We start from the raw sequence: 22,223 nt of genomic DNA, 5'->3' as shown, positions 1-22,223 counted from the left end.
TGCGCCCGGCTGCCGCACGAATTCACGGAGGCTGCCGTGCCGTACGGCCAGAAATGGTTTCCCATTCAATTTTGAACGCGCAAGAAATGACGGACCTGAAAGACCAGGCCTGAAAGACCGACCCTGAAGCCGGACCTGAAAGCCGGCCACGACTGGGCCTGATTGCCGCGCGAGCTCCGACCCGTGATCGGCGATCCACAACCGAATTTTTCCATACAGGAATTCGTATGGATTCCGGACTATTCCGTGGAGGTGACGTTCCCCCGGCGCCGGGGGAACGTCAGGATTCTCAGCAGCAACAGCCCACGCTGAGCGTGCAGGTCAGTTCGGTGCTACCGCCGTTACCGCACTGCCAGACGGCGGTGTTGTACTGGACCTCCGCAGGGCCCGCCGGATCCGTCGCCCCGATCTCCCGTACGTCGAGATCGAAGACGTCCTGCGGGGATTCCTGTGCCTCAAGCAGCTCAACAGGCATGAATGGGTTCCTTTCCCAATGGTTTCCGTTTACGACCAGAACCTGAGCACTCCGGCCTCTGCCAGAATGCCGGAGTCGCTCGCTCAGATGCAATTCAATTCACCCCAGAGGGTGGTTGCTTAATTTCAATCCAACTATTTTTGGCCAGAATGCGAAAAATACGTGCTCGTGGTGCGGGTAAGCCGGGGTAAGTATTGATATTTTCGTGCGATATCCCGATGGCCGACCGTCGGCGTCCGGGGACAGCTCCCTCGAAACGAGGAAGGGCCCTGTGGCGACAGGGCAGCCCCCCGCGGCACCGGACGACTCCTCCGCTCTCCGTGATCCAATCTCCGTGATCCAGACGAAGCTGCCTCGCCGCCGGACGGCCCCAGCCGGACCCCAGCCGGGCCCAGGCCTTGACCCGGGGCCCGCGGCGCGCTCGGATGACAGGGTGCGAGAGCGCCAGGCGGGCCGACAGCGGCGCCGCGCCCAGGAGTTCGAGGCCTTCGTGGCGGGCGCGGCCGGCCGGCTGCTGCACGCCGCCACCCTGCTCACCGCCGAACCCGCCCGGCCGCCGGGGGCCAACGAGCGCGCGCAGCGGCTGCTGACGGCCGCGCTGGCCCGTACGTACGCGGACTGGGACCGGCTGCACGGCGAGGATCCGTACAACCGCACCCGGCAGGACCTGGCAACCCGGTTCGCCAGGGAGGCCTGGCGCCACCACCACCCGCGCGGCGGGCTGCTGGAAGGGCTGACCCCGCAGGAACGGCTCGTCCTGGTGCTGCGGCTGCACGAGGGTGTCGCCGAGGAGCAGACCGCGGCGCTGCTCGGACTGCCCGTGGACCGGATCCGCGCGATCTGCAACCGCTCGGTGGCCACGGTGCGCGGGACCCGCGGCCCCACGGTCCGGCGGAGGGCCGCGCCATGAGCGGGACCGGCCGCAAGGAGGACGAGGTCCGGCGGATCCTGGAGGGGCCGCATCCGCAGGTGCCCGCCGATCTGGCGGAACGGGCGGCGGAGCTCGGCAGCAGGCTGCTGCGCCGGCGGCGGGCCCTGCGCCTGCTGGGGCTGCTGGGGCTGCTCGTCGCGGTGGCGGCGTTCACGGTGTGGGCGGTCACGGTCCAGCCCTGGCAGGCGCCGCCGGCCGAGACGACCCCGCCGCTGGGCGGCTGGTAGCCGCACGCGGTCGGGCCCGGACGGACCACCGTCATCAGGCCCGGACGGACCACCGTCAAACGGGCCGGGACGGATCACCGTCAATCGGACCCGGACGGACCACCGTTAAACGGCACGGCCGCCGGGGCGGTGCGTAGGGAGACCACGCACCGCCCCGGCGGCCGGTGTACGACAGCCTGTCTCAGTCCTCAGTCCTCAGTCCTCAGTCCTCAGCCCTCAGCCCTCAGTCCTCAGCCGAGCGCCTGCGTCAGGTCGGCCAGCAGGTCGTCGCCGTTCTCGATGCCGACGGAGAGCCTGACCAGGTCGGCGGGGACCTCCAGCGGCGATCCGGCCGCCGAGGCGTGCGTCATCCGGCCCGGGTGCTCCAGCAGCGACTCGACGCCGCCGAGGGACTCACCGAGCGTGAAGAGCTTCGCCCGGTTGCAGACCTCGACCGCCGCCTCCTCGCCGCCCGCGACGCGGAAGGAGACCATGCCGCCGAACGCCTTCATCTGCTTGGCGGCGATCTCGTGCCCCTGGTGCTCGGGCAGTCCCGGGTAGAGGACCTGGGTGACCTTGGGGTGCCGGGTCAGCAGGTCGGTGACCTTGGTGGCGTTCTCGCTGTGCCGGTCCATCCGGACGGCGAGGGTCTTGATGCCGCGCAGCACCAGCCAGGCGTCGAAGGGGCCGGCCACGGCACCCATCGCGTTCTGGTGGTACGCCAGCTCCTCGGAGAGCTCCGGGTCGTTGACGATCAGCGCGCCGCCGACGACGTCCGAGTGACCGCCCATGTACTTGGTGGTGGAGTGCACCACCACATCGGCGCCCAGGGCGAGGGGCTGCTGAAGGTAGGGACTGGCGAAGGTGTTGTCGACGACCAGCCGCGCACCCGCCGAGCGGGCGACACCGGCGATGGCCGCGATGTCGGTGATGCCGAGCAGCGGGTTGGAGGGCGTCTCCACCCAGATCGCCTTGGTTCGCGGCTGGATCGCGGCCCGTACCGCCGCCACGTCCGAGGTGTCGGCGACCGAGAACTCCACGCCCCAGCGCGAGGCGACCTTCGCGAACAGCCGGAACGTACCGCCGTAGGCGTCGTTCGGGATGACCACGTGGTCGCCGGGCGTCAGCAGCGTACGGAGCAGGCAGTCCTCGGCGGCCAGACCGGACGCGAAGGCGAGCCCGCGGCGGCCGCCCTCAAGGGCCGCCAGGTTCTCCTCCAGTGCGGTGCGCGTCGGGTTGGCGCTGCGGCTGTACTCGTAGCCGCCGCGCAGCCCGCCGACACCGTCCTGCTTGTACGTCGAGACTTGGTAAATGGGCGGAACAACAGCGCCGGTGAGGGGATCGGCGGTGTTTCCCGCGTGGATCGCGAGAGTTTCGAAGCTGTGCTGGTCGCTCATGGGGCCGAGCGTAGTTCGTCGCGAGGGCGCTCACGGAGCACCGGGGCCGTCCGGGACAATGGGTGCATGGAGATTCTCTGGTTCCTGCTCGCGCTGTGCATGCTCGCCGCGGTCGTCGGCCCCTTCGTGCTGCGGCGCCGCGGCGGTATCCGCCAGGTGGCGCCCGGCTCCCCCGACGCCGCCGACCCGGACACCTACGGCTTCGCCCGCCAGGAGGAACTGGACATCCGGATGCCGGGCCCCGACCAGGACCTCCTGGACGTACTCGATGTCGTCCAGGGCACCCAGGAGTGGCGGGCCGCCTCGCAGCTGCTGTCCGGGACGCCGAAGGAGGGCGAGGTGCGGTGGCAGCGGGTGCAGGCGTTCGCCGGTGCCGCCTCGCTGGAGCTGGCGCAGCGGCCGGGCGTCGGCGGTGCCTGGCTGCGCAAGTGGCGGGCCGAGTCCCCGAAGGACGCGGGCGGCGCGGCCGTGCACGCCGAGTTCCTGGTCCAGCAGGCCTGGCGTTCGTCCACCGTCGGCACGGACGACTTCCGGATCATCCTGGAGGAGGCCCGTACGGTCGTCGGCGAGGCGGCCCTGCTGGCACCGGGCGATCCGGTGCCGTACCTGGTGGAGCTGGCGGCGGCACGTGGGCTCGGCTACTCCCACGAGCAGTTCGACCAGCTCTGGGCGAAGATCATCGACCGGGCCCCCGCGCACATGGGCGCGCACATCGCGGCGCTGCACTTCTGGTGCGAGAAGTGGCACGGCTCCCGCGAGGAGGCCGACCGCTTCGCCACCGCGGCCGCCGCCCGCGCCCCGCAGGGGTCGCTGCTGGCCGCGCTGCCGCTCTTCGCGCTGTACGAGCACCTGCCCGAGGTCAACATGGTGCGGAGCTTCTACCAGAGCCAGGCGGTGACCAAGGCGGTCGAGGGCGCCCTGTTCGCGGTCCACGCGGCGCGCGCCGACGACCCGATGCTGGCCCATGTCCGCCATCTCCTGGTGCTGTTCCTGGTCCGGATGGAGCGCTGGTCGGAGGCGATGGGCCAGCTCGTCCACATCGACGGGCACGTGGGCGCGCTGCCGTGGACGGAGAGCTCCGACCCGGCCGCCGAGTACACCGTTTACCGGGCTCTCGCGGTCGCCGGCTACGAGGCGAACGGCGGCAGCCCGGCGACGCTGCTGCGGTAGCGGGGGCCTCCCCCGGCCTCGGCTGTGCGACCGTGGGAGCGCCCCACCCCTTCGCCCTCACCCACGACAAGGACCGGTGTTCCCGTGGCACGACTGATACCCCTGATCCTGATCGGCCTCGGCCTCTACTTCTGGTTCAAGGCCCGCAAGCGGGCCGCCGCCTACGTCGAGGACGCGGAGTCCGACGACGGCATGCCCCGCCGCTGACCGGGGCGACGGCACCGGCGGCGGAATCCACGGCGGTCCCGGTGCGTTGTACGGACAGCACGCCGACCCCACGAGGAGCCCCGCATGTTCCTGCACCGCCGCACCCCGCAGCTCCCCACTCCGCAGGAGGCGCTGCGCGGCCGCCCCACCCCGGAATTCACCGTCCCGTCCCGCCACACGGTCCTGGGCAACGCCCTGCTTGGCCCTTACCCGGAGGGTCTGGAGGTCGCGGACTTCGCGATGGGCTGTTTCTGGGGCGCCGAGCGTAAGTTCTGGCAGACGGAAGGCGTCTGGACGACGCTCGTCGGCTACCAGGGCGGCTCCACGGAGAACCCCGCCTACGAAGAGGTCTGCTCGGGCCTGACGGGCCACACGGAGGCCGTCCGCGTCGTGTACGACCCCCGCGTCGTCACGTACCCCGAGCTGCTGAAGCTCTTCTGGGAGTCGCACAACCCGACCCAGGGCTTCCGCCAGGGCAACGACGTCGGTACGCAGTACCGCTCGGCGGTCTACACCCACTCCCCCGAGCAGGAAGCGGCCGTGAAGGCGTCCCGCGAGGCCTACCAGAAGGTCCTCACCGGCTCCGGCCACGGCGAGATCACCACGGAGATCCTGCCCGCGGAGGGCCGCACGTTCTGGCCCGCGGAGGCGGCGCACCAGCAGTACCTGGACAAGAACCCGGCGGGCTACTGCGGAATCGGCGGAACGGGCGTCTCGTGCCCGATCGGCATCGCCGCAACCGAGTGACTCACGGCCCGGTACAGCGCCCCCTGCTCAGCTGAGCTGTACCGGGCAAGGATGGACTCGTACACCTCGTACACCTCACGGCAGTCGGCAGACGTCTGTCGCTGCGCGGCCTCGGTGAGCGGCCGGATCGTCCCGACGTCTTCAGGAACGCGCTCCTTGCTCATGTGCATGACGTGCTTGCTTGCTTGATTCCACCATTCACCGAGGCGCTTCCCGGCTTTCCTGTTATGGAAAGGATCAGCGCTTGACCTCGCCGCGACCGGCTCGGGAGCATCGGACGCGACAGGTGTGCGCCGACATGTGGGGGCAAGGATGCTGCGGAAGCTGTCCGGTGACCCGGAGTGCAGGAACGGAACGTGCCCAACGCTGTGGGGCTCGGAAAACGCCCAGGATTACGTGGTCCAGGGCTACGTCATCACCGACCCCGAGCGGCTGGCGCAGCTGGAGCTGCCAGCGGGCGAGGCCGCCGTCGTGGTTCCGGCCGCAGTGCTGGAGGAGTACTTCCGTGCTCAGTGATGAGGAGTTCGGGCGGCTCTTCGAGACCTTCAAGCGGACCGCCTTCCGGCTGGAGACGCTCTCCGCCTACAGAGTGGAGGAGGAGCGCGAGGAGTTTGAGCGCTTCCTGCTCGGCGCGAACATGGGTCCTGGCTGGGACGACAACCCGTGGGTGCGGTCGATGACCAACAAGGGAAAGCAGATCTCGCGCGTCCATGTGCTGAGGTCTCCGCTGACCGACTAATGGCCAAGCAGCGCCGACCCGGACCGCCCAACCAGCAGTCCCGCGCGGCCCCGCGCATCGACGCCGGTGACCCGCTCGCCGCGTACAACAAACGGCGTCGCCCTCCGATGGACATCTACCGCCGCCACCGGCCCGTCCACGGCGGCGCCAGCCACCTCCGCTCCGACGAGCCTCGCGTCCTGGAGGAGTGGGACGGCTTCGTATACCAGGTGATCGGCACCGCCCCGAGCCTTGCCGCGGCCCAGAGATGGGTAAACGAACTCCAGTTCGGCAACGGCCCGACCGCGTGATGAGAGAAGACGGCCGCGAAATACCACACCCCGCGAGTCGCCCTCGTCCCCGTGCCAGAGGCCCACAGCACCGATGGCTGGGGCCCCCTCGCACAGTTCGGATAGACGTCTGCCCGAGTCTGGACTGACCAGATCACTCCGTGACGGGCAGGCACTCGGCGAGCAGGTCGACGACGTCATGCCAGGCTCGCTGCGCGTGCCGCGGGTGGTATCCGACGCCGGGGCGCACGGTGTGGTCGACCGGCGGATGGTGGAAGGCGTGAAGGGCTCCGCCGTAGACCACGAGGCGCCAGTCGACGCCCGCGTCCTGCATCTCGGCCGTGAATGCCTCCCGTTGCGCGGGCGGCATGATCGGGTCTTCCGACCCGACCCCGGCCCACACCGGGCAGCGGATGCGCTCCGCCTCGTCCGGTCGGCCTGTGGTCAGTCCGTTGACGGTCCCGATCGCTCGCAGGTCGACGCCGTCGCGCCCGAGTTCCAGCGCGATCGCGCCGCCGGTGCCGTAGCCGACGGCGGCGATCCGGTCGGGGTCGGTCCGCGGTTCGGCGCGCAGCACATCGAGCGCCGCGTGACCGATGCCCCGCATCCGGTCGGGGTCGGCGAGCAACGGCATGCAACGGGCCAGCATCTCCTCGGGGTCGCCCAAATAGCGTCCGCCGTGGATGTCGAAGGCAAGCGCCACGTACCCAAGTTCGGCGAGGGTGTCGGCCCGGCGGCGCTCGACGTCGCTGAGCCCCGTGCCCTCTGGTCCAAGCAGCACTGCGGGCCGGCGATCGGTACCGGCCGGAAGCGCTAGGTGCCCGAGCATCGTCAGACCGTCGGCCAGGTACTCGACCGTGCGCGAGGTAATCGTCGTCATGAGACTGGACGGTAGTGATCGACGGGCACGGTCGGGCCGGGGTTCACCGCCGGCAGAACAGCGCGGGTGTCCCTCTGGCCGCGGGGACCACGCTCAGAGCGGGGATCGGGCGCACGGCCGCCCCACGTCGTCGGCCACGATGCCGAGTCTCGTTGTGCGCATGCTCCGCCATGGACGGCTGGGAAACGGGCTGTCGGTCTTGGACCTGGGTACCGGAAGTGGTGGGCTCACCGCCTACGCGGCCCGCCGCATCGAGGACCAGCACGTGACCAGCCTGGATGTGGACTCCCGCCTGACCGGTGCGGCCGGTGAACGACTGGCTCGGCTCGACATCCACTCCCACTTCGTCACCGCCGACGCGACAGAGCACGTACCTGGTGCGTACGACCGCATCGTGTCCGCGGTCGACCTGCCCGCCGGTCCGGGGCTGCGGCCGGTGCTGGCTGCGCCGGCACCTGGTGGACGCATCGCTACGACACTCGGGCGAACGTGCCTGATCATCACCGGATGGAAGCACGCCAACGGTGAGGTGGTGGGGCGAGCGGAAGGTGACATGGCGGGCTTCATGGTCACTCGCTCCGGCGACAACTACCCGCCGGCGCACACCGAACCCCGGGTACCCGCCGGCCAAGGGCTGACCGCAGCGCCGTCCGGGCCGGCCGCTACCCTCTCAGCAGCCTGAGGGGAGGGTGTGGATCATGGCGCATGAACACCGGACGGACGGCGGGGCCACTCCGTCGACAGCCGGGCGTCCCTGGTGGGGTGCCAACGAAGTGCTCGCGTTCGTCCTTGAACTGGTGGCGCTCGGCTGTCTGTTCGCGTGGGGTTACAGCCTCGGTGACGGGATAGCCGTCCAACTGCTCCTGGGCGTGGTGGTGTTGGCAGTCGCCATTGCCGTATGGGGGCTGTTCTGTGCGCCGCGGGCGCGGTTCCGGCTGCCACTGGCGGGCGTGCTGGCCTTCAAGGCCCTGGTGCTCGGCGGCAGTGCCGTCGCGCTGTACTCGATGGGGCACACCGTGGCGGGCGTGGTCCTGGGTGCCGTGATGGTGGTGAACACCGCCCTGGCGGAGTCCTTCCGCAGGAGGCCGCCCGCCGGGGGCTGATCGGAGGTCAGTCGCGACCCCGCACGGACCGCGGGCCCGGGGCGCATGCGCGTCCCGGGCCCGCGGCAGTACGTCTGGAACCCGGTCAGATCAGACCCTGCGCCAGCATCGCGTCCGCGACCAGCTCGAAGCCGGCGATGTTGGCGCCGACCACGTAGTTGCCGGGGCTGCCGTAGCGCTCCGCCGTGGTGTAGCAGGAGTCATGGATGTGCCGCATGATCTCCGCGAGGCGCTCCTCCGTGTGCGCGAACGTCCAGGAGTCGCGCGAGGCGTTCTGCTGCATCTCCAGGGCGCTGGTGGCGACACCGCCCGCGTTGGCCGCCTTGCCGGGGGCGAAGGCCACGCCCGCCTCCTGGAAGACGCGGACGGCCTCGGGGGTGGTGGGCATGTTGGCGCCCTCGGCGACCGCCTTCACGCCGTTGCGCACGAGGGTCAGCGCGTCGGCCTCGTGGAGTTCGTTCTGCGTGGCGCAGGGCAGCGCCACGTCGCAGGGGACGTCCCAGACGCCGCCGCCGGGCACGAACACGGCCTCGGTGCGGCGTTCCGCGTACTCGGAGACGCGGCCGCGGCCGGCCTCCTTGATCTCCTTGAGCAGGGCGAGGTCGATGCCCTTCTCGTCAACGACGTAGCCGTCGGAGTCGGAGCAGGTCACCACCGTGGCGCCGAGCTGCTGGGCCTTCTCGATCGCGTAGATCGCGACGTTGCCCGAGCCCGACACGACGATGCGCTGGCCTTCGAGGGACTCGCCCCGGCTGCGGAGCATCTCGGCGGTGAACAGGACGCAGCCGTAGCCGGTCGCCTCCGTACGCACCAGTGCGCCGCCCCAGCCGAGGCCCTTTCCGGTGAGGACACCGGACTCGAAGCGGTTGGTGATCCGCTTGTACTGGCCGAAGAGATAGCCGATCTCGCGGCCGCCCACGCCGATGTCGCCGGCGGGGACATCGGTGTACTCGCCCAGGTGACGGTGGAGCTCGGTCATGAACGACTGGCAGAACCGCATGATCTCGGCGTCCGAGCGGCCCTTCGGGTCGAAGTCCGAGCCGCCCTTGCCGCCGCCGATGGGCATGCCGGTGAGGGCGTTCTTGAAGATCTGCTCGAAGCCGAGGAACTTCACGATGCCGAGGTTGACCGAGGGGTGGAAGCGCAGCCCGCCCTTGTACGGGCCGAGCGAGCTGGAGAACTCGACCCGGAAGCCGCGGTTGACGTGGATGTCGCCCGCGTCGTCCGACCACGGCACCCGGAAGATGAGCTGGCGCTCCGGCTCGCATATGCGCTCGATGATCCGCGCGTCCACGAACTCCGGCCGCTGGGCCAACACCGGGCCGAGCGTTTCGAGGACTTCCCGTACCGCCTGGTGGAATTCCTTCTCGCCCCGGTTGCGGCGGAGGATCTCCGCGTAGAGCGGCTCGATGACGCGGTTCTCGGCGGCGTGCGGCATTGCGGAGTCAGGGGTGGCCGTCATCTGATCAAGACCTTCCATGGGTCGGCTCATCGCGAAGGTGCCCCCGTCCCGGAGGGCACCGGATCCCCCCTCCCCATTGAGGGCGTCGCCCGGATAGCGCGGGTACCGCGCTCACGACTGCGACGTACAGGACCGTTGTGGCCTACCGAGTGTCCCAGTGGGACCGCCGAATCCTCCATGGCATCCACATGGTGAATCCCGCCGGCCCGCCCAAGGGCAGGCCGTGGAAGCCTTGCCCCAGACCGGTTCCGGGCGGAACGACCGGGTTGGGGGGTATGCCCGGACACCCCCCGAAGTGGTGAACCTCACAGCGCGTCTGCCGTGACGGTGAGGCCGGAACGTGCGGTCCTCAGGACTCGCGCGGGCCGCGCAGCATCCACAGGCCCGCGGCCGACGCCAGGACGACCACTCCCGGCACGATGCTCAGGGCGATGTTCAGGCCGCTCTGCTCGACCAGGAAGTTGAGGGAGACGTTCGCGACGTTCGCGACGATCGCGGCGAGCAGCACGAACCAGAACAGCGGCTTCACGGGGTTCATCCACGGAGACGAAGACGGGGCGAGGGCGGGGCGGGGGCGGAGCCCGCCTGGGGATCGGGCTCGGACCCGGACCCGGACCCGAGCCCGGACTCGGACAAGGGCGGGTGACGCAGCCGGGTCGGCGTCCGGCCGTGTCCCCCATCCTTCCGGCCGAACGGACTCCCGCACGAGGGCGCCCGCCCCCGGAGCGGTGGTGTAGCGGGCTACACCACCGCTCCGGGCCGGAGCGCCCCGGCGCGCAGCGCGGCGGCGGACCGCCTGTGTGGACCGGGCGCGCGGTGACGGGCGATCAGACATGATGCCGTCATGAAGACTTCACGGGGGAACCGCGGCACGCAGGATCCTCATCGGCCTTACGGGTCAGCGCCGTTGGCCGGAAACGCGCTGCTCGGACACGGGCAGCCGAGGCCCTCGCACATACCCGGCCGGACCGGGCGGGCAGGGCACCGCACGCTGCCCCGGGCCGGGGAGATGCGCCGCTATCTCGCCGTGGGTCTCGACTGCTACCTCTGCCTGGTCACCGCTGGGTTACTGGCCCGGCCGCACGTGGACTCGACGCCCCTCTCCGGGGACGTCGCCCTGCTGCTCGGGCCCGTGCTCGTCATCTCCTTCCTCAATCACGTGGTGCTCACCGCCCTCGTCGGTGGCGGTGCCGGAAAGCTGATCATGGGCATCCGGGTGGTGAGCCTGCCGGACGGCGGACGTCCGGGGCCGGGGCAGCTGGTGCGGCGCTGGCTGCACGGCCTGTGCTGGCTGCCGCTCCAGCCCTGGTACGGGCTGCGCGCCCACCTCGCCCGTAAGGACGACGGCCCCGGCCCCGCTCCGCGCGGCTGCGAGGAGGGCGATCCGTACGCCGAGCCGTACGCCGACCCGGCCGGGGTGCGCCAGGTCCGCCGCAGCGATCTCGCGGCACACCGCCGGGCCGCCGCCGGACGGACCGCCGCCGGACGGACCGCCTGAAGCCGACCGGGACCGTGGGTGAACCCGGACCGCTCAGGCCGCCGCGTTCTCCGTGATGGTGACCTTGCCCTTGCGGATGGTCGCCAGCCGCGGGGCCCTGCGGGCGATCGCGCTGTCGTGGGTGACCATGATGAAGGTGAGCCCGTGCTCCTTCCACATGGTCTCCAGCACCTCCATGATCTCGTCGCGCATGGACTCGTCGAGGTTGCCGGTGGGCTCGTCGGCGAGCAGCACCTTGGGCTGCTTGACCAGGGCCCTGGCTATCGCCACCCGCTGCTGCTGGCCGCCGGACATCTCCCCGGGGAGATGTCCCAGCCGCTCGCCGAGGCCGACCGAGTCGAGCGCCTCAGCCGCCCGTCTGCGCCGCTCCGACGCCTTGCCGCCGAGGGGTACGAGGGCCGTCTCGACGTTCTCCTGGGCGGTGAGCGTCGGGATGAGGTTGAAGCTCTGGAAGACGAAGCCGATGTTCTCCGCGCGCACCTTGGTGAGCTTGGCCTCGCTGAGCTTCGCGAGGTCGACGCCGTCGAGTTCGACGCTGCCGGCCGTGGGGCGGTCCAGGCCGCCGAGCATCTGGAGCAGCGTGGACTTGCCGCCGCCGGTGGGGCCCTGGATGACCAGGCGGCCGCCGTCCTCGATGGTGAGATCGACGCCGGCGAGGGCGTCGACGGTGGACTTGCCGCGCGTGTAGCGCTTGGTGACGCCTTGAAGCGTGTACATGGGTCAGCTCCTGCTGGACGGTGATCGCGGGTGCCGGGGGAACGGGTACCGGGCGAACGGGTACCGAGCGAACGTGCCGGGCGAATGGGTACGGGCGAACGTGCCTGGCGAGCGGGTCCCGGATCACGGGGGACGGGGACGGGGACGGGGACGGGGACAGGGACAGGGACGGGGACAGGGACGGGGGCCGGGGACATCCGGGCGACGGGTATCCCGCGACGGGCTACTCGACGCGGCGCAGGGCGTCCGCGGGGCGCAGCCGGGAGGCGCGCCAGCCGCCGAAGGCGCCCGCGATCAGCCCGCCCGCCACGGCCAGGCCGACGGCGATCAGGATGATCGAGAGGGAGACGGGCGCGGTCAGCGCGATGTCGAGGGCCTTGGAGGCGCTCTGCCGGCCGGGGCCGCCGCCCATCATGCCGCCGCGCATCCCGCCGCCCCCGGAGCCGCCCGAGGAGCCGAGCTGCGCGGTCAGGGTGGGGCTGATCGCGGTGACGGCGTACGCGCCCGCCAGACCGACCGCGATGCCGAGGACGCCGCCCATCAGGCCGTTGACGAGGGCCTCACCGACGACCTGGCGGGTGACCCGGCCGCTCTTCCAGCCGAGCGCCTTGAGCGTGCCGAACTCCCGTACCCGGCGGCTGACCGCGGAGGAGGTGAGCAGGCCGGCCACGAGGAAGGCCGCGATCAGCACGGCGATGGAGAGCCACTTGCCGACGCTGGAGGCCAGGTCGGACGCGGTGGACAGGGAGCCGGAGACCGTGTCAGCGAGATCGGCGGAGGTGGTGACGGTGGTGCCGGGGATGTTCTTCTGGATCGTGGACTTGACGCCGTCGATCCGCTGCGAGTCCGCGGCCTTCACATAGACCGTGGTGACCTTGTTCTTCGCGTCGGCGAGGGTCTGCGCCTGCTGGAGCGGGATGTAGAGGTTGGCGGCCGCGTCGCCGCTGTCGGCCGCCGAGACGCCGACGATCGTGAACTCGGTGCCGTGGACGGTCACCGTCTTGCCGACGGTGAGCTTCTTCTCCTTGGCGTACGCGGCGTCGACGACGGCCACCTCGCCGTTGGTCTCGGTGGCCTTGAACGTCCGCCCCTTCGTGATCTTCGACGAGGTCAGCGGGCCCAGGTCCTGCTTGGTGACGTCGGTGCCGTAGACCGTGTAGGAGTTGACGTCGAAGGAGGCGCCGCCGCCCTTGACCTCGCCCTTGACCTCGCCCTGGGGCTGGCCGCCGCTCCCGAAGCCGCCACGGCCGCCCTGGGACGTACCGCCCTCCTGCTTGAACTCACCGCGCTTGAACTGGCCGTCCACCTTCATGACGGTCATGCTCAGTCCGCCGACGGCGTCGGCGACGCCGTCCTGCTTGTCCACCTTGTCCACCGTGGTGGAGGCCAGCGTCTGGAAGCCCTGGACCATGACCCGGTCCGTGCTCTGGGTCGAGTCGTCGCCGCTCTCCTTGGCGTCGAACTCGAACTTGGGCCGCTCCGCGCCGGAACCCGGAGCCGCGGCGGCCTTGGTGACGGTCATGTCGGTGCCGAGGCCGTACAGCGATTCCAGGACCTTGTCCTGGGCCTTGCTCATGCCCGAGGAGACCGAGCTGACGATGATGACCAGCGCAATGCCGAGGCCGAGCCCGGAGGCGACGACGAGCGCCGCCTTTCTGCGGCGGCGCAGCTCGCGCCGGAGGTAGGTGAAGAACATGGCGCGAGGTTATGGACCGGTTGTGATGGTGGGTTAAGGCCACCATGAGATCCGGATGAGAACGCCCCGGAACGCCGCAGGCGGCGGCACCGGGATCCGTGGGGATCCGGTGCCGCCGCCTGCGGTAGGGGACTTGGGGCCGATCGGGGTCCTGCCCGGAGCGGGGAGGACGTCGGATCAGGCCGCGGGAGCCGTCCACTGGGCCCAGCTCATGTTCCAGCCGTTGAGTCCGTTGTCGGGCTGGATGGTCTTGTCCGGGGAGTTCTTGATGATGACCACGTCACCGATCATGGAGTTGTTGTAGAACCACGCGCCGGGCGCGGCGGCGTCGCCCGCACCCTTCGTGTCGGGGAGGCCGACGCAGCCGTGGCTGGTGTTGGCACTGCCGAAGATCGACTTGGCGCCCCAGTAGTTGCCGTGGATGAAGGTGCCCGACGTGGACAGCCGCATGGCGTGCGGCACGTCCTTGATGTCGTACTCGCCCTTGCCGTCGTCGTCGGTGAAGCCGACCGTCGAACCGTCCATCCGGGTCTCCTTGAACTTCTCGGAGATCACCATCTGGCCGTTGTACGTCGGGTTCTCCGAGGAGCCGGCGGAGATCGGGATGGTCTTGATCGTCTTCCCGTTCTGGGTGACGGTCATCATGTGCGTCTTGGCGTCCACGGTCGAGACCTGGTTGCGGCCGATCTTGAAGGTGACCGTCTTCTGCTGCACGCCGTAGACGCCGTCCGCGCCCTCGACGCCGTCCAGCGCCAGCTTCAGCGTGACGGTGGAACCGCCCTGCCAGTAGTCCTCGGGGCGCAGGTCCAGGCGCTGCGCGTTGAACCAGTGGCCGACGACCTGCTGGCCGCTGCTGGACGTCACGGTGACGCCGTCCAGGACGGCCTTCTTGTCCGTGATCGCCTTGTTGAAGTTGATCGAGACGGGCATGCCGACGCCGACGGTGGAGCCGTCCTCGGGGGTGAAGTTCCCGATGAAGCTGTTGGCGGGCGACACGGTGGTGAAGGAGGAGTTCTCGTGCGCGTCGCGGCCCTTCGAGTCCTTCGCCGTGGCGCTGATCTTGTACGTGGTCGAGCGCTCCAGCTGGCCGTCCGGCTTCCAGCTGGTGCCGTCGGCGGAGAGGGTGCCCTTGACGCTCGCACCGGCCGCCGTGGTCATCGTGACGACCGTGAGCTTGCCCTTGGCGACGGAGACCTTCGCGTCGTTGTTGATGCTCGCGTTGGTCGCACCGTTCTTCGGCGAGATCGCTATCTGCGCCTCCGAGGCCTCCTCGGCCGCCGCCTTGTCGACCTCGGCCGCCTGTGACTTCTTCGAGCTGTCGGGGCTGGAACCGCCCTTGTCGCCGCCGTCGCTGCAGGCCGTGAGCACCAGCACGCCGCCGAGCAGTGCGGACGCGGCCATGAGACTCTTGCGCCGCTTGCTGTCCGTCATCACACGCTTCTCCATCGTTGCCGAATTCCCCAAAAACCCCGAGCCGGGCCGTTGACCGGCGATGCCCCGTCAATGTTCCAAGAACACCCTGACAGGGGTACCCGTTCCACATCTGCGGGAGATGTGGGGAACACCACTCATCGACGTGGTGATATCAGCGGTGGTTCCCGTGGTCCACCACGTAGGTGCCGCCGGTGTCCGACCCGTTGTTCAGCAGCTTCACGACCCGGTGCGCCGGCTGTCACGTACACCGGCCCCGGCCCGCCGGATGCGGGCCGGGGCCGGTGTTCTCCACCTGCTACGCCCGCCGCTCCGCACTGCCGTCGTCGTCGTTCTCCTCCCCATTGTGCGGGACGCCGGCGCCGCCTTCGTCCCCGTCCTCGTCGTCGTCGCCGTCGTCGAGGTCCCATCCGTCCGGGTCCTGCGGGTCGTAGGCGATGCTCTCGCTGTTCCACGAGGCCTGGGTCAGCTCGACCCCGGGCACCTCACTGACCAGGTCGAACGGGTCGATCAGCGAGGCGAGGGCCTCCGCGGCGTCTTCCCGGACCGCGGTCTCGGCATGCGTGCGTTCCTCGGCGGAATCGCCGCCGGGCTCACCGAACTCGGCCGCGAGGCTCTCCAGAGCGGTCCCGCTCAGGGCATCGGCGTCCGTGATCTCCAACACCATTTCCACCTGAAGTCGAACATAACGTGATGTCTCAGAAGTGCTCATGTGCCGGAGCGTAAGCTCCCGGCCGCCGCGCCTTTCCTGCGACCCGCTGCTTTCACTAGCATCGGTCGCAGGCCTAACTCACGGCTGTCACAAGGGGGATCGATTCTGTGGCCATCACCCGCCGCCCGCTCCTGACCGCCACCGCTGCGGGAACGCTGCTGTGCGCCCTCTGGTTCGTCCCGACGGCCAACGCGACCGGTGAAACCGGCGCCGCCGCGGGCGCACCGGGCCGGACGTCCGTCATCGACGCCACCGGCACGGACGGTACGACGCTCGCCGACACCGGCACCGGGATCGACACGACCCCGTACCTCATCGGGGGCATGGCGTTCCTGGGCATGGGAGCGGGCTTCGTCACCTATTCCGCCCGCCGCGCCGGCCCACTGCCGGCACGGTGACCGTCACGAGGAAGCGGCCACCGGATCCACCCGGCGGCCGCTTCCTCGTACGTCACGGCGGAATCAGCCGCTTCCCCGTACGTCACTGGAACGGGAGGTCCTAAGCGAGCCGCCCCGTCACCGGCTCCACCGCCGCGACCAGCTTCCCCGCGCGCACGAAGGCGTCCGCGGCGGCCAGGTCCGGCGACAGGAAGCGGTCCGGGCCCGGACCCTCCACGCCCGCCGCGCGCAGCGCCTCGACGGCCGCCAGCGAGGCGGGCGCCGGGGTGAGCCCCTGGGCGGCGCGCAGCTCGATCGCGCGGGTCGCCGCGTACAGCTCGACGGCGACGATCCGGGCGAGGTTCTCGACGGCGGTACGGAGCTTGCGCGCGGCCGACCAGCCCATCGAGACGTGGTCCTCCTGCATCGCGGAGGACGGGATCGAGTCCGCCGAGGCCGGGACGGCGAGCCGCTTCATCTCGCTGACCAGGGCCGCCTGGGTGTACTGGGCGATCATCAGGCCGGAGTCGACGCCGGCGTCGTCCGCCAGGAACGGCGGCAGCCCGTGCGAACGGTTCTTGTCCAGCAGCCGGTCGGTCCGGCGCTCGGTGATCGAGCCGAGGTCGGCCGCGACGATCGCCAGGAAGTCCAGGACGTACGCGACCGGGGCGCCGTGGAAGTTGCCGTTGGACTCGACCCGGCCGTCGGCGAGCACCACCGGGTTGTCCACGGCCGCGGCCAGTTCGCGGTCCGCGACGAGCCGGGCGTGGTCCAGGGTGTCGCGGCCCGCGCCGTTGACCTGCGGGGCGCACCGCACGGAGTAGGCGTCCTGGACGCGGGGGGCGTCGTCCTGGTGGTGGCCGGTGAGGCCCGATCCGGCGAGCACCCGCAGCATGTTGTCGGCACTGACGCCCTGGCCCGGGTGCGGGCGGATGGCGTGCAGATCGGGGGCGAGGACCTTGTCCGTGCCGAGCAGGGCCTCCAGGGAGAGGGCCGCGGTGATGTCCGCCGAGGTGTAGAGGTTCTGGAGGTCGGCGATGGCCATCACGAGCATGCCGAGCATCCCGTCGGTGCCGTTGAGGAGGGACAGGCCCTCCTTCTCGCGCAGCTCGACCGGGGTGATGCCGTGGGCGGCGAGGAGCTCGCCGGCAGGGCGCACGACGCCGTCGGGGCCCTCCGCGTCGCCCTCGCCCATCAGGGTCAGCGCGCAGTGCGAGAGCGGCGCCAGATCGCCGGAGCAGCCGAGCGAACCGTACTCGTGAACGACGGGTGTGATCCCCGCGTTCAGGACGTCGGCCATAGTCTGCGCGATCTGGGGCCGTACGCCCGTGTGGCCCGATGCGACCGTCTTCAGCCGGAGGAACATCAGCGCCCTGACGACCTCGCGCTCGACCCGCGGGCCCATGCCGGCGGCGTGCGAGCGGACGATGTTGCGCTGGAGCCGCCCGCGGAGTTCCGGGCTGATGTGGCGGCTGGCCAGGGCCCCGAATCCGGTGGAGACGCCGTAGACCGGCTCGGGTTTGGCGGCGAGCGCCTCGATGACCTCACGGGCCGCGGCGAGAGCGCCCACCGCGGCGGCGGAGAGCTCGACACGGGCGTTGCCCCGGGCCACGGCGATGACGTCCTGAGCGGTGGTACCGGACGTCCCCACCACGACTGTATGCATATCCATATTCAGAAGCGTACGGATTGAATCGCTTCATGTCACTAGCGGTCGCCGGGTTGACCCCTTACCGATCGGACCGCGCAGTTCAGGGCCGGTTTCCGCGCAGCCGGCGACGGTCGTGGGCAGGCTTGGGCGGGGAGTCCGCCAGCCGGATCACCTCGCCGTCGCGCCCCGCCACCACGGGCTCCAGCGACCGGGCCGCCTTCGCCCGGTACTGGGCCGCGTCCGCCAGCCGGAACAGCCGCCGCGCGGAGACCACCGGGCCGATCGGGTCACCGGTGGAGGCGATCCCGCAGGCGACCCCGTTGCCGAACTCCAGCTCGGCCGCCCGCTCGCACAGCTCGGTGGACACCGCGACCACCTCGTCCGCTCCGGGCCCCACGGCCAGCAGACAGAACTCGTCCCCGCCGAGCCGGGCCGACAGCGCGCCGGGCAGCATGGCGCCGCACCGGGACAGCACCGAGCCGAAACGTTCCAGCAGGCGGTCCCCGACCGCGTGGCCATGGGTGTCGTTGACCCACTTCAGCCCGTTGAGGTCGCAGACGACCAGGCTGACCACCGAACCGTCCACCCGGTGCCGCTCCACCGCCTCGTCCAGCCGCATGTCGACGGCCCGCCGGTTGGCGAGGCCGGTCAGCGGGTCGGTGAAGGCGAGCTTGCGCACCTCCTCCAGGCGCTCCGTCTGGGAGATCCCGGCGGCCACGACGGCGGCCAGCACGGTGGCGAAGTCCGCGTCCGCGCGCCCGAACACCGGCTCCCCCACCGGACGCGCCACATAGAGCTCGCCCCAGGCCCGGCCGTGCAGCACGATCGGCGCCACCACACAGCAGCCACGCCCGCGCCGGCGCAGGGCCGCCACCCGCTGATGGCAGTAGCCGTGCCCGTAACCGGGCGCACCCCCCGCCCCGGCCCCCCGCTCACCGTCAGCGGGCTCCGGCTCCACCGGGCCCTCGGCGGTCTCCACCCAGGCGTCCGGTTCACCGCCCCCGGCCCACCGTTCATGGAGGAACTCGGTGATCTCCGGGAACTGGTGCACCGGGTACGTCTCCTCGTCGGGGAACTCCTCCTCCCCCTCGGCCCGGTCGCCCGCGTTCACCAGGACCCGCAGCCGCCCGCGCCCGCGCTCCCACACCGACAGCGCGGCGAAGCTGCCGCCCAGCGCCCCGCACGCCCCCAGCGCGGCCGCTCGCCAGCACCCTCGCGGGGTGTGCGCCGCCGCCATCGCCTGTGCAAGCGAAACCACGGCCCGGAGCCGCGCATCATCACCACCCATCGCTACAGCTTATGTAGATTTGTGCAGATTTGATCAGTTTGCGGCCATGATCATGCGCGTTGCGTGGCCATGTGATCACTTACCGTCACGCATGCGTCACTCCCTGGGGAGTCACGCACGCATCACTCCCCGGGCCAGTTCGGCTTCCGCTTCTCGTTGAACGCGGCGACGCCCTCGGCGCGGTCTCCGGAGAAGGCCACCGACCGCCACGCGGAGTCCTCCACCTCCAGGCCGGCCCGCAGATCGAGCCCGTGCCCGAGCCGCAGCGCCCGCTTGGCCGCCCGCAGCCCCACCGGGGAGTTGCCCGCGATCCGGCCGGCGAGGGCCAGCGCCTCGGACCGGTCCTCGCCCTCCGCCACCAGCTCGTCGACCAGCCCCAGCTCGCGGGCCTCGGCCGCCTCCACCCGGCGGGCGGTGAAGATCAGCTCGGCGGCGCGCGCCGCCCCGATCCGGCGCGGCAGCAGCTGGGTGCCGCCGCCGCCCGGGATGACCCCGACCGAGACCTCGGGCAGGCCCACCAGGGCGGTCCGGTCGGCGACGATCAGATCGCAGGACAGGGCCAGCTCGAATCCGCCGCCGAGCGCGAACCCGTGCACCGCGGCGATCGTCGGCATGGGCAGTTCGAGGACCCCGGTGTAGGCGGCGCGTGCGGTGGGCCGCTGGCGCACCAGGTCGGCGTCGGTGAAGGAGTTCCGCTCCTTGAGGTCCGCCCCCACGCAGAAGGCCCGCTCATGGCTGGAGGTGAGGACGGTGACCCGGACGTCCGGGTCGGCGGCGAGCGCGGCGCAGGCGGCCCCGATCGAGCGGGCCATGTCCGTGGACACCGCGTTCATGGCCCGTGGCCGGTCGAGGACCAGCTCGGCGACGTGCTCCAGGCCCTCGTGACCCCGTACGACGACGAATTCCCCGAACCGCTGCTCGGACGTGACGGTCATGACTGCACCCCTGTCGGTTAACGAGCGTTACCGCAGGGATCCTAGAACGCTGCCGGGGCAGCGGGTCAGGGGCAGGGGCAGCGGCAGGTCAGAGAGTGCCGCGGCGGGCCAGCAGCCACGGTTCCACGACCCCGAGGCCGCGCACCGGGCGCTGCCACATCGGCTGCAGCCCGTAGCGGTACTTGGGCACGGGCTCCGGCTCCTCGCCGTCCGCGCCCTCCTTCTCGGCGCGCTCGGCGGCGGCCGCGGCGGCCTCGGCGGCCTGCGCCTCGGAGACGGGGGCGTCGCCGGTACGGGTCAGCTCCTCGGCGAACGCCCCGTCCACCAGGACGGCGTCCTTCGGCGCTATCGAGGTGAGCCGGCTGGCGAGGTTCACCGTGGTGCCGAACACATCGCCCATCCGGGTGGTGACCGTGCCGAACGCGATGCCGACGCGCAGCGCCGGCATCGTCTCGTCCAGGGCCATGGCCTCGACGAGGCGCAGCGCGATCTCGGCCGCGGTGCCCGCGTCGTCGGCGGCGAAGAGGACCTCGTCGCCGAGCGTCTTGATGAGCCGGCCGCCGTGCGCGGCGACCAGGTCGGCGCAGGTGGTCTCGAAGGACTCGACGAGCTCGCCGAGCTCCTCCTCCTCCAGGCGCCGGGTGAGCCGGGTGAACCCGACGAGGTCCGCGAAGCCGACGGCGAGGCGCCGGTCGACCATCTCGTCGTCGTCCGCGGCCTGCACGACCCGGCCGGTGGCGGCGGCGAGCTGGCGCCGCCACACGTAGACGAGGAACTCCTCCAGCTCCGGCAGGAGCAGCTCGACCAGGGGGTACGTCACCTCGGTACGGGTCATTCCGGGCTCGGGCGGCTCGGTCAGGCCCTCCAGGAACGAGTCGATCTGCCACTCGGCCAGCCGGGCGGTGGTCTGCCCGGTCGACCGGGCCACCTGGATCGCCATGGGCTCGCTGAGCAGCCCGGCCTCGACCAGACCGGACAGCCGCCGCAGCGCCAGCACGTCCGCCTCGGTCAGCGCCTTGGCCTGGCCGATGTCGGCGAAGCCCATGGCCCGCCAGAACCGGGACGCCAGGTCCATGGAGACGCCCGCGGTCCGGGCGGCCTGGAACGGGGTGTAGCGCCGGTCGGCGCCCAGGATCAGCGCTTCCAGCCTGATCGCGAGGGGGTCGTCGGTCGGCTCCGCCGTGTGGTCGACTTCGTGATGCGGTGTCGCGTGGACCGATGGGTCCGACGGGGGCTCCGCGCCATCGCCGGAGGTTGTGTCGTCGACGGTCACCAGCCGCCTCCTGCCCGTTCCCTGCGCACTGCCCTGCCGATCTGTCGGTGGATCGCCTCAACGATACGGCAGGTGTGCCCTACCTCACGTCCCCAGGTCACCCGGATGCGGGGCACGCCGCTCAGGTCAGACCGCCCCCGGCCCCCCGCAGGTGCACGACGTCGCCGGCCGACACCGGCTCCTGGAGGCCGTCGCCGGTCGACAGGACCAGCCGCCCGTCCCCGTCGATCGCCACCGCCTCCCCCGTGAGCGTGCGGCCGCCCGGCAGCTGGGCCCGTACCGTCCGCCCGAGCGTCGCGCAGCTCGCCGCGTACGCCTCCCGCAGGCCGCTCGCCGCCGCGTCGCCGTCCGCCGCGCGCCACTTCCCGTACCACTGCTCCAGCGAGCGCAGCACGCCCCTGAGCAGCGTCTCGCGGTCCGTGGAGACCGCTCCGGCCAGGGCGAGCGAGGCGGCCGTGGGGGAGGGCAGCTCGTCCGCGCGCAGGGAGACGTTGAGGCCGATGCCGACGACGACGCCGTCCCCGGCGCGTTCGGCCAGGATGCCGCCGGTCTTGCGCTCCTCGGTGGCCGGGGCCTCCCCCGGACGGGGTCCTCCGAGGTCCTTGGGGACGGTGACCAGGACGTCGTTGGGCCACTTCAGCGCGGTGTCGACGCCCGCCGACTTCGTCAGACCGGCCGCCACCGCGACCCCGGTGAGCAGCGGCAGCCATCCCCAGTGCCGTACCGGGATGTCGCCGGGGGTCAGGTAGACGGAGAAGAAGAGGCCCGAGCGGGCCGGGGCGGTCCAGGTCCGGTCGAGGCGTCCGCGTCCGGCGGTCTGTTCCTCGGCGACCAGGACGGCGCCCTCGGTGAGCCCGGCCGCCCGCCCCGCGAGGTCGGAGTTGGTGGACCCGGTGGTGTCCACGACGTCGAGGGAGCTCCACAGCCCGTCCGGCCGGAGGAGACCGCGCCGCAGCGCGGGAACGTTCAGGGGCGGCCGGTCCAGGTCCGACCAACGGCTGTGAGACGCATCCGAAGGTGTCATGCAAGCCACCCTAGGTGTGTCAAACGACGCACTGC

The 22,223-nt window shown here is 71.1% G+C and carries 26 protein-coding genes; 12 read left to right on the top strand and 14 right to left on the bottom strand.

What is annotated here, in order from left to right; translation table 11 throughout:
- Positions 1 to 289 precede the first annotated feature (289 nt).
- Positions 290 to 475, bottom strand: a complete 186-nt coding sequence (locus ACZ6S6_RS29760; protein ID WP_362953881.1) for a hypothetical protein — start codon at positions 473 to 475, stop codon at positions 290 to 292.
- A gap of 433 nt (positions 476 to 908) precedes the next feature.
- Here ACZ6S6_RS29760 and ACZ6S6_RS29755 point away from each other — a divergent pair, with 433 nt between their 5' ends.
- Entirely contained in the window at positions 909 to 1,385 is a 477-nt protein-coding gene (locus ACZ6S6_RS29755; RefSeq protein WP_362953883.1) for a sigma factor-like helix-turn-helix DNA-binding protein, read from the top strand.
- A complete protein-coding gene (locus ACZ6S6_RS29750; protein WP_362953885.1) occupies positions 1,382 to 1,633 on the top strand; it encodes a hypothetical protein in 252 nt (83 codons plus the stop codon). Before ACZ6S6_RS29755 ends, ACZ6S6_RS29750 begins: the two co-directional genes overlap by 4 nt.
- Before the next feature lie 230 nt (positions 1,634 to 1,863).
- Here ACZ6S6_RS29750 and ACZ6S6_RS29745 read toward each other — a convergent pair whose 3' ends face one another.
- The gene (locus ACZ6S6_RS29745) at positions 1,864 to 3,009 is read right to left on the bottom strand and encodes a cystathionine gamma-synthase (protein ID WP_362953887.1); all 1,146 of its coding nucleotides are present in this window, start codon (positions 3,007 to 3,009) and stop codon (positions 1,864 to 1,866) included.
- 66 nt (positions 3,010 to 3,075) lie between these two features.
- On the opposite strand from ACZ6S6_RS29745, the gene ACZ6S6_RS29740 reads away from it, so the two are divergent.
- From ACZ6S6_RS29740 to ACZ6S6_RS29715, 6 genes are all read left to right on the top strand, one after another.
- Positions 3,076 to 4,179 carry a hypothetical protein gene (locus ACZ6S6_RS29740; RefSeq protein WP_469707766.1) on the top strand — a complete coding sequence of 368 codons (1,104 nt, stop codon included), beginning with the start codon at positions 3,076 to 3,078 and terminating at the stop codon, positions 4,177 to 4,179.
- 84 nt (positions 4,180 to 4,263) lie between these two features.
- Positions 4,264 to 4,386: a hypothetical protein gene (locus tag ACZ6S6_RS29735; RefSeq protein WP_362953891.1), complete on the top strand. Its 123-nt coding sequence runs from the start codon at positions 4,264 to 4,266 to the stop codon at positions 4,384 to 4,386.
- Positions 4,387 to 4,470: 84 nt separating this feature from the next.
- Positions 4,471 to 5,133 carry a peptide-methionine (S)-S-oxide reductase MsrA gene (gene msrA, locus ACZ6S6_RS29730; RefSeq protein ID WP_469707764.1) on the top strand — a complete coding sequence of 221 codons (663 nt, stop codon included), beginning with the start codon at positions 4,471 to 4,473 and terminating at the stop codon, positions 5,131 to 5,133.
- 312 nt (positions 5,134 to 5,445) lie between these two features.
- Positions 5,446 to 5,649, top strand: coding sequence for a hypothetical protein (locus tag ACZ6S6_RS29725; protein WP_469707762.1), 204 nt, complete (start codon positions 5,446 to 5,448; stop codon positions 5,647 to 5,649).
- On the top strand, positions 5,639 to 5,872 hold the full coding sequence (locus tag ACZ6S6_RS29720) for a DUF6879 family protein (protein ID WP_469707760.1): 234 nt from the start codon (positions 5,639 to 5,641) through the stop codon (positions 5,870 to 5,872). Before ACZ6S6_RS29725 ends, ACZ6S6_RS29720 begins: the two co-directional genes overlap by 11 nt.
- Entirely contained in the window at positions 5,872 to 6,162 is a 291-nt protein-coding gene (locus tag ACZ6S6_RS29715) for a DUF6087 family protein (protein WP_469707758.1), read from the top strand. The genes ACZ6S6_RS29720 and ACZ6S6_RS29715 overlap by 1 nt, the downstream gene beginning before the upstream one ends.
- Before the next feature lie 133 nt (positions 6,163 to 6,295).
- Here ACZ6S6_RS29715 and ACZ6S6_RS29710 read toward each other — a convergent pair whose 3' ends face one another.
- On the bottom strand, positions 6,296 to 7,021 hold the full coding sequence (locus ACZ6S6_RS29710; protein ID WP_469707756.1) for a dienelactone hydrolase family protein: 726 nt from the start codon (positions 7,019 to 7,021) through the stop codon (positions 6,296 to 6,298).
- A gap of 160 nt (positions 7,022 to 7,181) precedes the next feature.
- On the opposite strand from ACZ6S6_RS29710, the gene ACZ6S6_RS29705 reads away from it, so the two are divergent.
- The gene (locus ACZ6S6_RS29705) at positions 7,182 to 7,703 is read left to right on the top strand and encodes a methyltransferase domain-containing protein (RefSeq protein WP_469707755.1); all 522 of its coding nucleotides are present in this window, start codon (positions 7,182 to 7,184) and stop codon (positions 7,701 to 7,703) included.
- A gap of 16 nt (positions 7,704 to 7,719) precedes the next feature.
- Positions 7,720 to 8,124, top strand: coding sequence for a YrdB family protein (locus ACZ6S6_RS29700; protein ID WP_469707753.1), 405 nt, complete (start codon positions 7,720 to 7,722; stop codon positions 8,122 to 8,124).
- Between the two features lie 85 nt (positions 8,125 to 8,209).
- On the opposite strand, the gene gdhA is transcribed toward ACZ6S6_RS29700, so the two are convergent.
- Both gdhA and ACZ6S6_RS29690 read right to left on the bottom strand, forming a co-directional pair.
- Positions 8,210 to 9,586, bottom strand: coding sequence for an NADP-specific glutamate dehydrogenase (gene gdhA, locus ACZ6S6_RS29695; protein WP_469707891.1), 1,377 nt, complete (start codon positions 9,584 to 9,586; stop codon positions 8,210 to 8,212).
- A gap of 349 nt (positions 9,587 to 9,935) precedes the next feature.
- Positions 9,936 to 10,124: a hypothetical protein gene (locus tag ACZ6S6_RS29690; protein ID WP_469707751.1), complete on the bottom strand. Its 189-nt coding sequence runs from the start codon at positions 10,122 to 10,124 to the stop codon at positions 9,936 to 9,938.
- A gap of 471 nt (positions 10,125 to 10,595) precedes the next feature.
- Here ACZ6S6_RS29690 and ACZ6S6_RS29685 point away from each other — a divergent pair, with 471 nt between their 5' ends.
- Complete coding sequence (locus ACZ6S6_RS29685; protein ID WP_469707889.1) at positions 10,596 to 11,084, top strand: RDD family protein; 489 nt, start codon at positions 10,596 to 10,598, stop codon at positions 11,082 to 11,084.
- Positions 11,085 to 11,117: 33 nt separating this feature from the next.
- Here the strand turns inward: ACZ6S6_RS29685 and ACZ6S6_RS29680 are convergent, their stop codons facing one another.
- From ACZ6S6_RS29680 to ACZ6S6_RS29665, 4 genes are all read right to left on the bottom strand, one after another.
- Positions 11,118 to 11,801 carry an ABC transporter ATP-binding protein gene (locus ACZ6S6_RS29680; protein ID WP_469707749.1) on the bottom strand — a complete coding sequence of 228 codons (684 nt, stop codon included), beginning with the start codon at positions 11,799 to 11,801 and terminating at the stop codon, positions 11,118 to 11,120.
- Positions 11,802 to 12,024: 223 nt separating this feature from the next.
- Positions 12,025 to 13,497, bottom strand: a complete 1,473-nt coding sequence (locus ACZ6S6_RS29675; RefSeq protein WP_469707747.1) for an ABC transporter permease — start codon at positions 13,495 to 13,497, stop codon at positions 12,025 to 12,027.
- Positions 13,498 to 13,674: 177 nt separating this feature from the next.
- Entirely contained in the window at positions 13,675 to 14,943 is a 1,269-nt protein-coding gene (locus ACZ6S6_RS29670) for a L,D-transpeptidase (protein WP_362953913.1), read from the bottom strand.
- A 283-nt stretch (positions 14,944 to 15,226) separates the two neighbouring features.
- Positions 15,227 to 15,640, bottom strand: coding sequence for a hypothetical protein (locus ACZ6S6_RS29665; protein WP_469707745.1), 414 nt, complete (start codon positions 15,638 to 15,640; stop codon positions 15,227 to 15,229).
- A gap of 107 nt (positions 15,641 to 15,747) precedes the next feature.
- Here ACZ6S6_RS29665 and ACZ6S6_RS29660 point away from each other — a divergent pair, with 107 nt between their 5' ends.
- On the top strand, positions 15,748 to 16,038 hold the full coding sequence (locus tag ACZ6S6_RS29660; RefSeq protein ID WP_469707743.1) for a hypothetical protein: 291 nt from the start codon (positions 15,748 to 15,750) through the stop codon (positions 16,036 to 16,038).
- Between the two features lie 100 nt (positions 16,039 to 16,138).
- Here ACZ6S6_RS29660 and hutH read toward each other — a convergent pair whose 3' ends face one another.
- From hutH to ACZ6S6_RS29635, 5 genes are all read right to left on the bottom strand, one after another.
- On the bottom strand, positions 16,139 to 17,689 hold the full coding sequence (hutH, locus tag ACZ6S6_RS29655; RefSeq protein WP_469707741.1) for a histidine ammonia-lyase: 1,551 nt from the start codon (positions 17,687 to 17,689) through the stop codon (positions 16,139 to 16,141).
- 79 nt (positions 17,690 to 17,768) lie between these two features.
- Complete coding sequence (locus ACZ6S6_RS29650; RefSeq protein WP_362953920.1) at positions 17,769 to 18,956, bottom strand: GGDEF domain-containing protein; 1,188 nt, start codon at positions 18,954 to 18,956, stop codon at positions 17,769 to 17,771.
- Between the two features lie 122 nt (positions 18,957 to 19,078).
- On the bottom strand, positions 19,079 to 19,891 hold the full coding sequence (locus tag ACZ6S6_RS29645; RefSeq protein WP_362953921.1) for an enoyl-CoA hydratase/isomerase family protein: 813 nt from the start codon (positions 19,889 to 19,891) through the stop codon (positions 19,079 to 19,081).
- A gap of 88 nt (positions 19,892 to 19,979) precedes the next feature.
- A complete protein-coding gene (locus ACZ6S6_RS29640) occupies positions 19,980 to 21,164 on the bottom strand; it encodes an adenylate/guanylate cyclase domain-containing protein (protein ID WP_362953922.1) in 1,185 nt (394 codons plus the stop codon).
- Positions 21,165 to 21,285: 121 nt separating this feature from the next.
- Positions 21,286 to 22,188, bottom strand: coding sequence for a biotin--[acetyl-CoA-carboxylase] ligase (locus tag ACZ6S6_RS29635; protein WP_469707738.1), 903 nt, complete (start codon positions 22,186 to 22,188; stop codon positions 21,286 to 21,288).
- Positions 22,189 to 22,223: the final 35 nt, after the last annotated feature.

The organism is Streptomyces sp. NPDC048671 (assembly GCF_055587045.1).
This window is presented reverse-complemented; position numbering and strand designations above follow the sequence as displayed.

Excerpts from the sequence above, each read along its gene's own strand:
- ACZ6S6_RS29760 (WP_362953881.1), bottom strand. The coding sequence starts at position 475 with ATGCCTGTTGAGCTGCTTGAGGCACAGGAATCCCCGCAGGACGTCTTC.
- ACZ6S6_RS29750 (WP_362953885.1), top strand. The coding sequence starts at position 1,382 with ATGAGCGGGACCGGCCGCAAGGAGGACGAGGTCCGGCGGATCCTGGAG.
- ACZ6S6_RS29745 (WP_362953887.1), bottom strand. The coding sequence starts at position 3,009 with ATGAGCGACCAGCACAGCTTCGAAACTCTCGCGATCCACGCGGGAAAC.
- ACZ6S6_RS29740 (WP_469707766.1), top strand. The coding sequence starts at position 3,076 with ATGGAGATTCTCTGGTTCCTGCTCGCGCTGTGCATGCTCGCCGCGGTC.
- msrA (WP_469707764.1), top strand. The coding sequence starts at position 4,471 with ATGTTCCTGCACCGCCGCACCCCGCAGCTCCCCACTCCGCAGGAGGCG.
- ACZ6S6_RS29725 (WP_469707762.1), top strand. The coding sequence starts at position 5,446 with ATGCTGCGGAAGCTGTCCGGTGACCCGGAGTGCAGGAACGGAACGTGC.
- ACZ6S6_RS29715 (WP_469707758.1), top strand. The coding sequence starts at position 5,872 with ATGGCCAAGCAGCGCCGACCCGGACCGCCCAACCAGCAGTCCCGCGCG.
- ACZ6S6_RS29710 (WP_469707756.1), bottom strand. The coding sequence starts at position 7,021 with ATGACGACGATTACCTCGCGCACGGTCGAGTACCTGGCCGACGGTCTG.
- ACZ6S6_RS29705 (WP_469707755.1), top strand. The coding sequence starts at position 7,182 with ATGCTCCGCCATGGACGGCTGGGAAACGGGCTGTCGGTCTTGGACCTG.
- ACZ6S6_RS29700 (WP_469707753.1), top strand. The coding sequence starts at position 7,720 with ATGGCGCATGAACACCGGACGGACGGCGGGGCCACTCCGTCGACAGCC.
- gdhA (WP_469707891.1), bottom strand. The coding sequence starts at position 9,586 with ATGACGGCCACCCCTGACTCCGCAATGCCGCACGCCGCCGAGAACCGC.
- ACZ6S6_RS29690 (WP_469707751.1), bottom strand. The coding sequence starts at position 10,124 with ATGAACCCCGTGAAGCCGCTGTTCTGGTTCGTGCTGCTCGCCGCGATC.
- ACZ6S6_RS29685 (WP_469707889.1), top strand. The coding sequence starts at position 10,596 with ATGCGCCGCTATCTCGCCGTGGGTCTCGACTGCTACCTCTGCCTGGTC.
- ACZ6S6_RS29680 (WP_469707749.1), bottom strand. The coding sequence starts at position 11,801 with ATGTACACGCTTCAAGGCGTCACCAAGCGCTACACGCGCGGCAAGTCC.
- ACZ6S6_RS29675 (WP_469707747.1), bottom strand. The coding sequence starts at position 13,497 with ATGTTCTTCACCTACCTCCGGCGCGAGCTGCGCCGCCGCAGAAAGGCG.
- ACZ6S6_RS29670 (WP_362953913.1), bottom strand. The coding sequence starts at position 14,943 with ATGGAGAAGCGTGTGATGACGGACAGCAAGCGGCGCAAGAGTCTCATG.
- ACZ6S6_RS29665 (WP_469707745.1), bottom strand. The coding sequence starts at position 15,640 with ATGAGCACTTCTGAGACATCACGTTATGTTCGACTTCAGGTGGAAATG.
- hutH (WP_469707741.1), bottom strand. The coding sequence starts at position 17,689 with ATGGATATGCATACAGTCGTGGTGGGGACGTCCGGTACCACCGCTCAG.
- ACZ6S6_RS29650 (WP_362953920.1), bottom strand. The coding sequence starts at position 18,956 with ATGGGTGGTGATGATGCGCGGCTCCGGGCCGTGGTTTCGCTTGCACAG.
- ACZ6S6_RS29645 (WP_362953921.1), bottom strand. The coding sequence starts at position 19,891 with ATGACCGTCACGTCCGAGCAGCGGTTCGGGGAATTCGTCGTCGTACGG.
- ACZ6S6_RS29635 (WP_469707738.1), bottom strand. The coding sequence starts at position 22,188 with ATGACACCTTCGGATGCGTCTCACAGCCGTTGGTCGGACCTGGACCGG.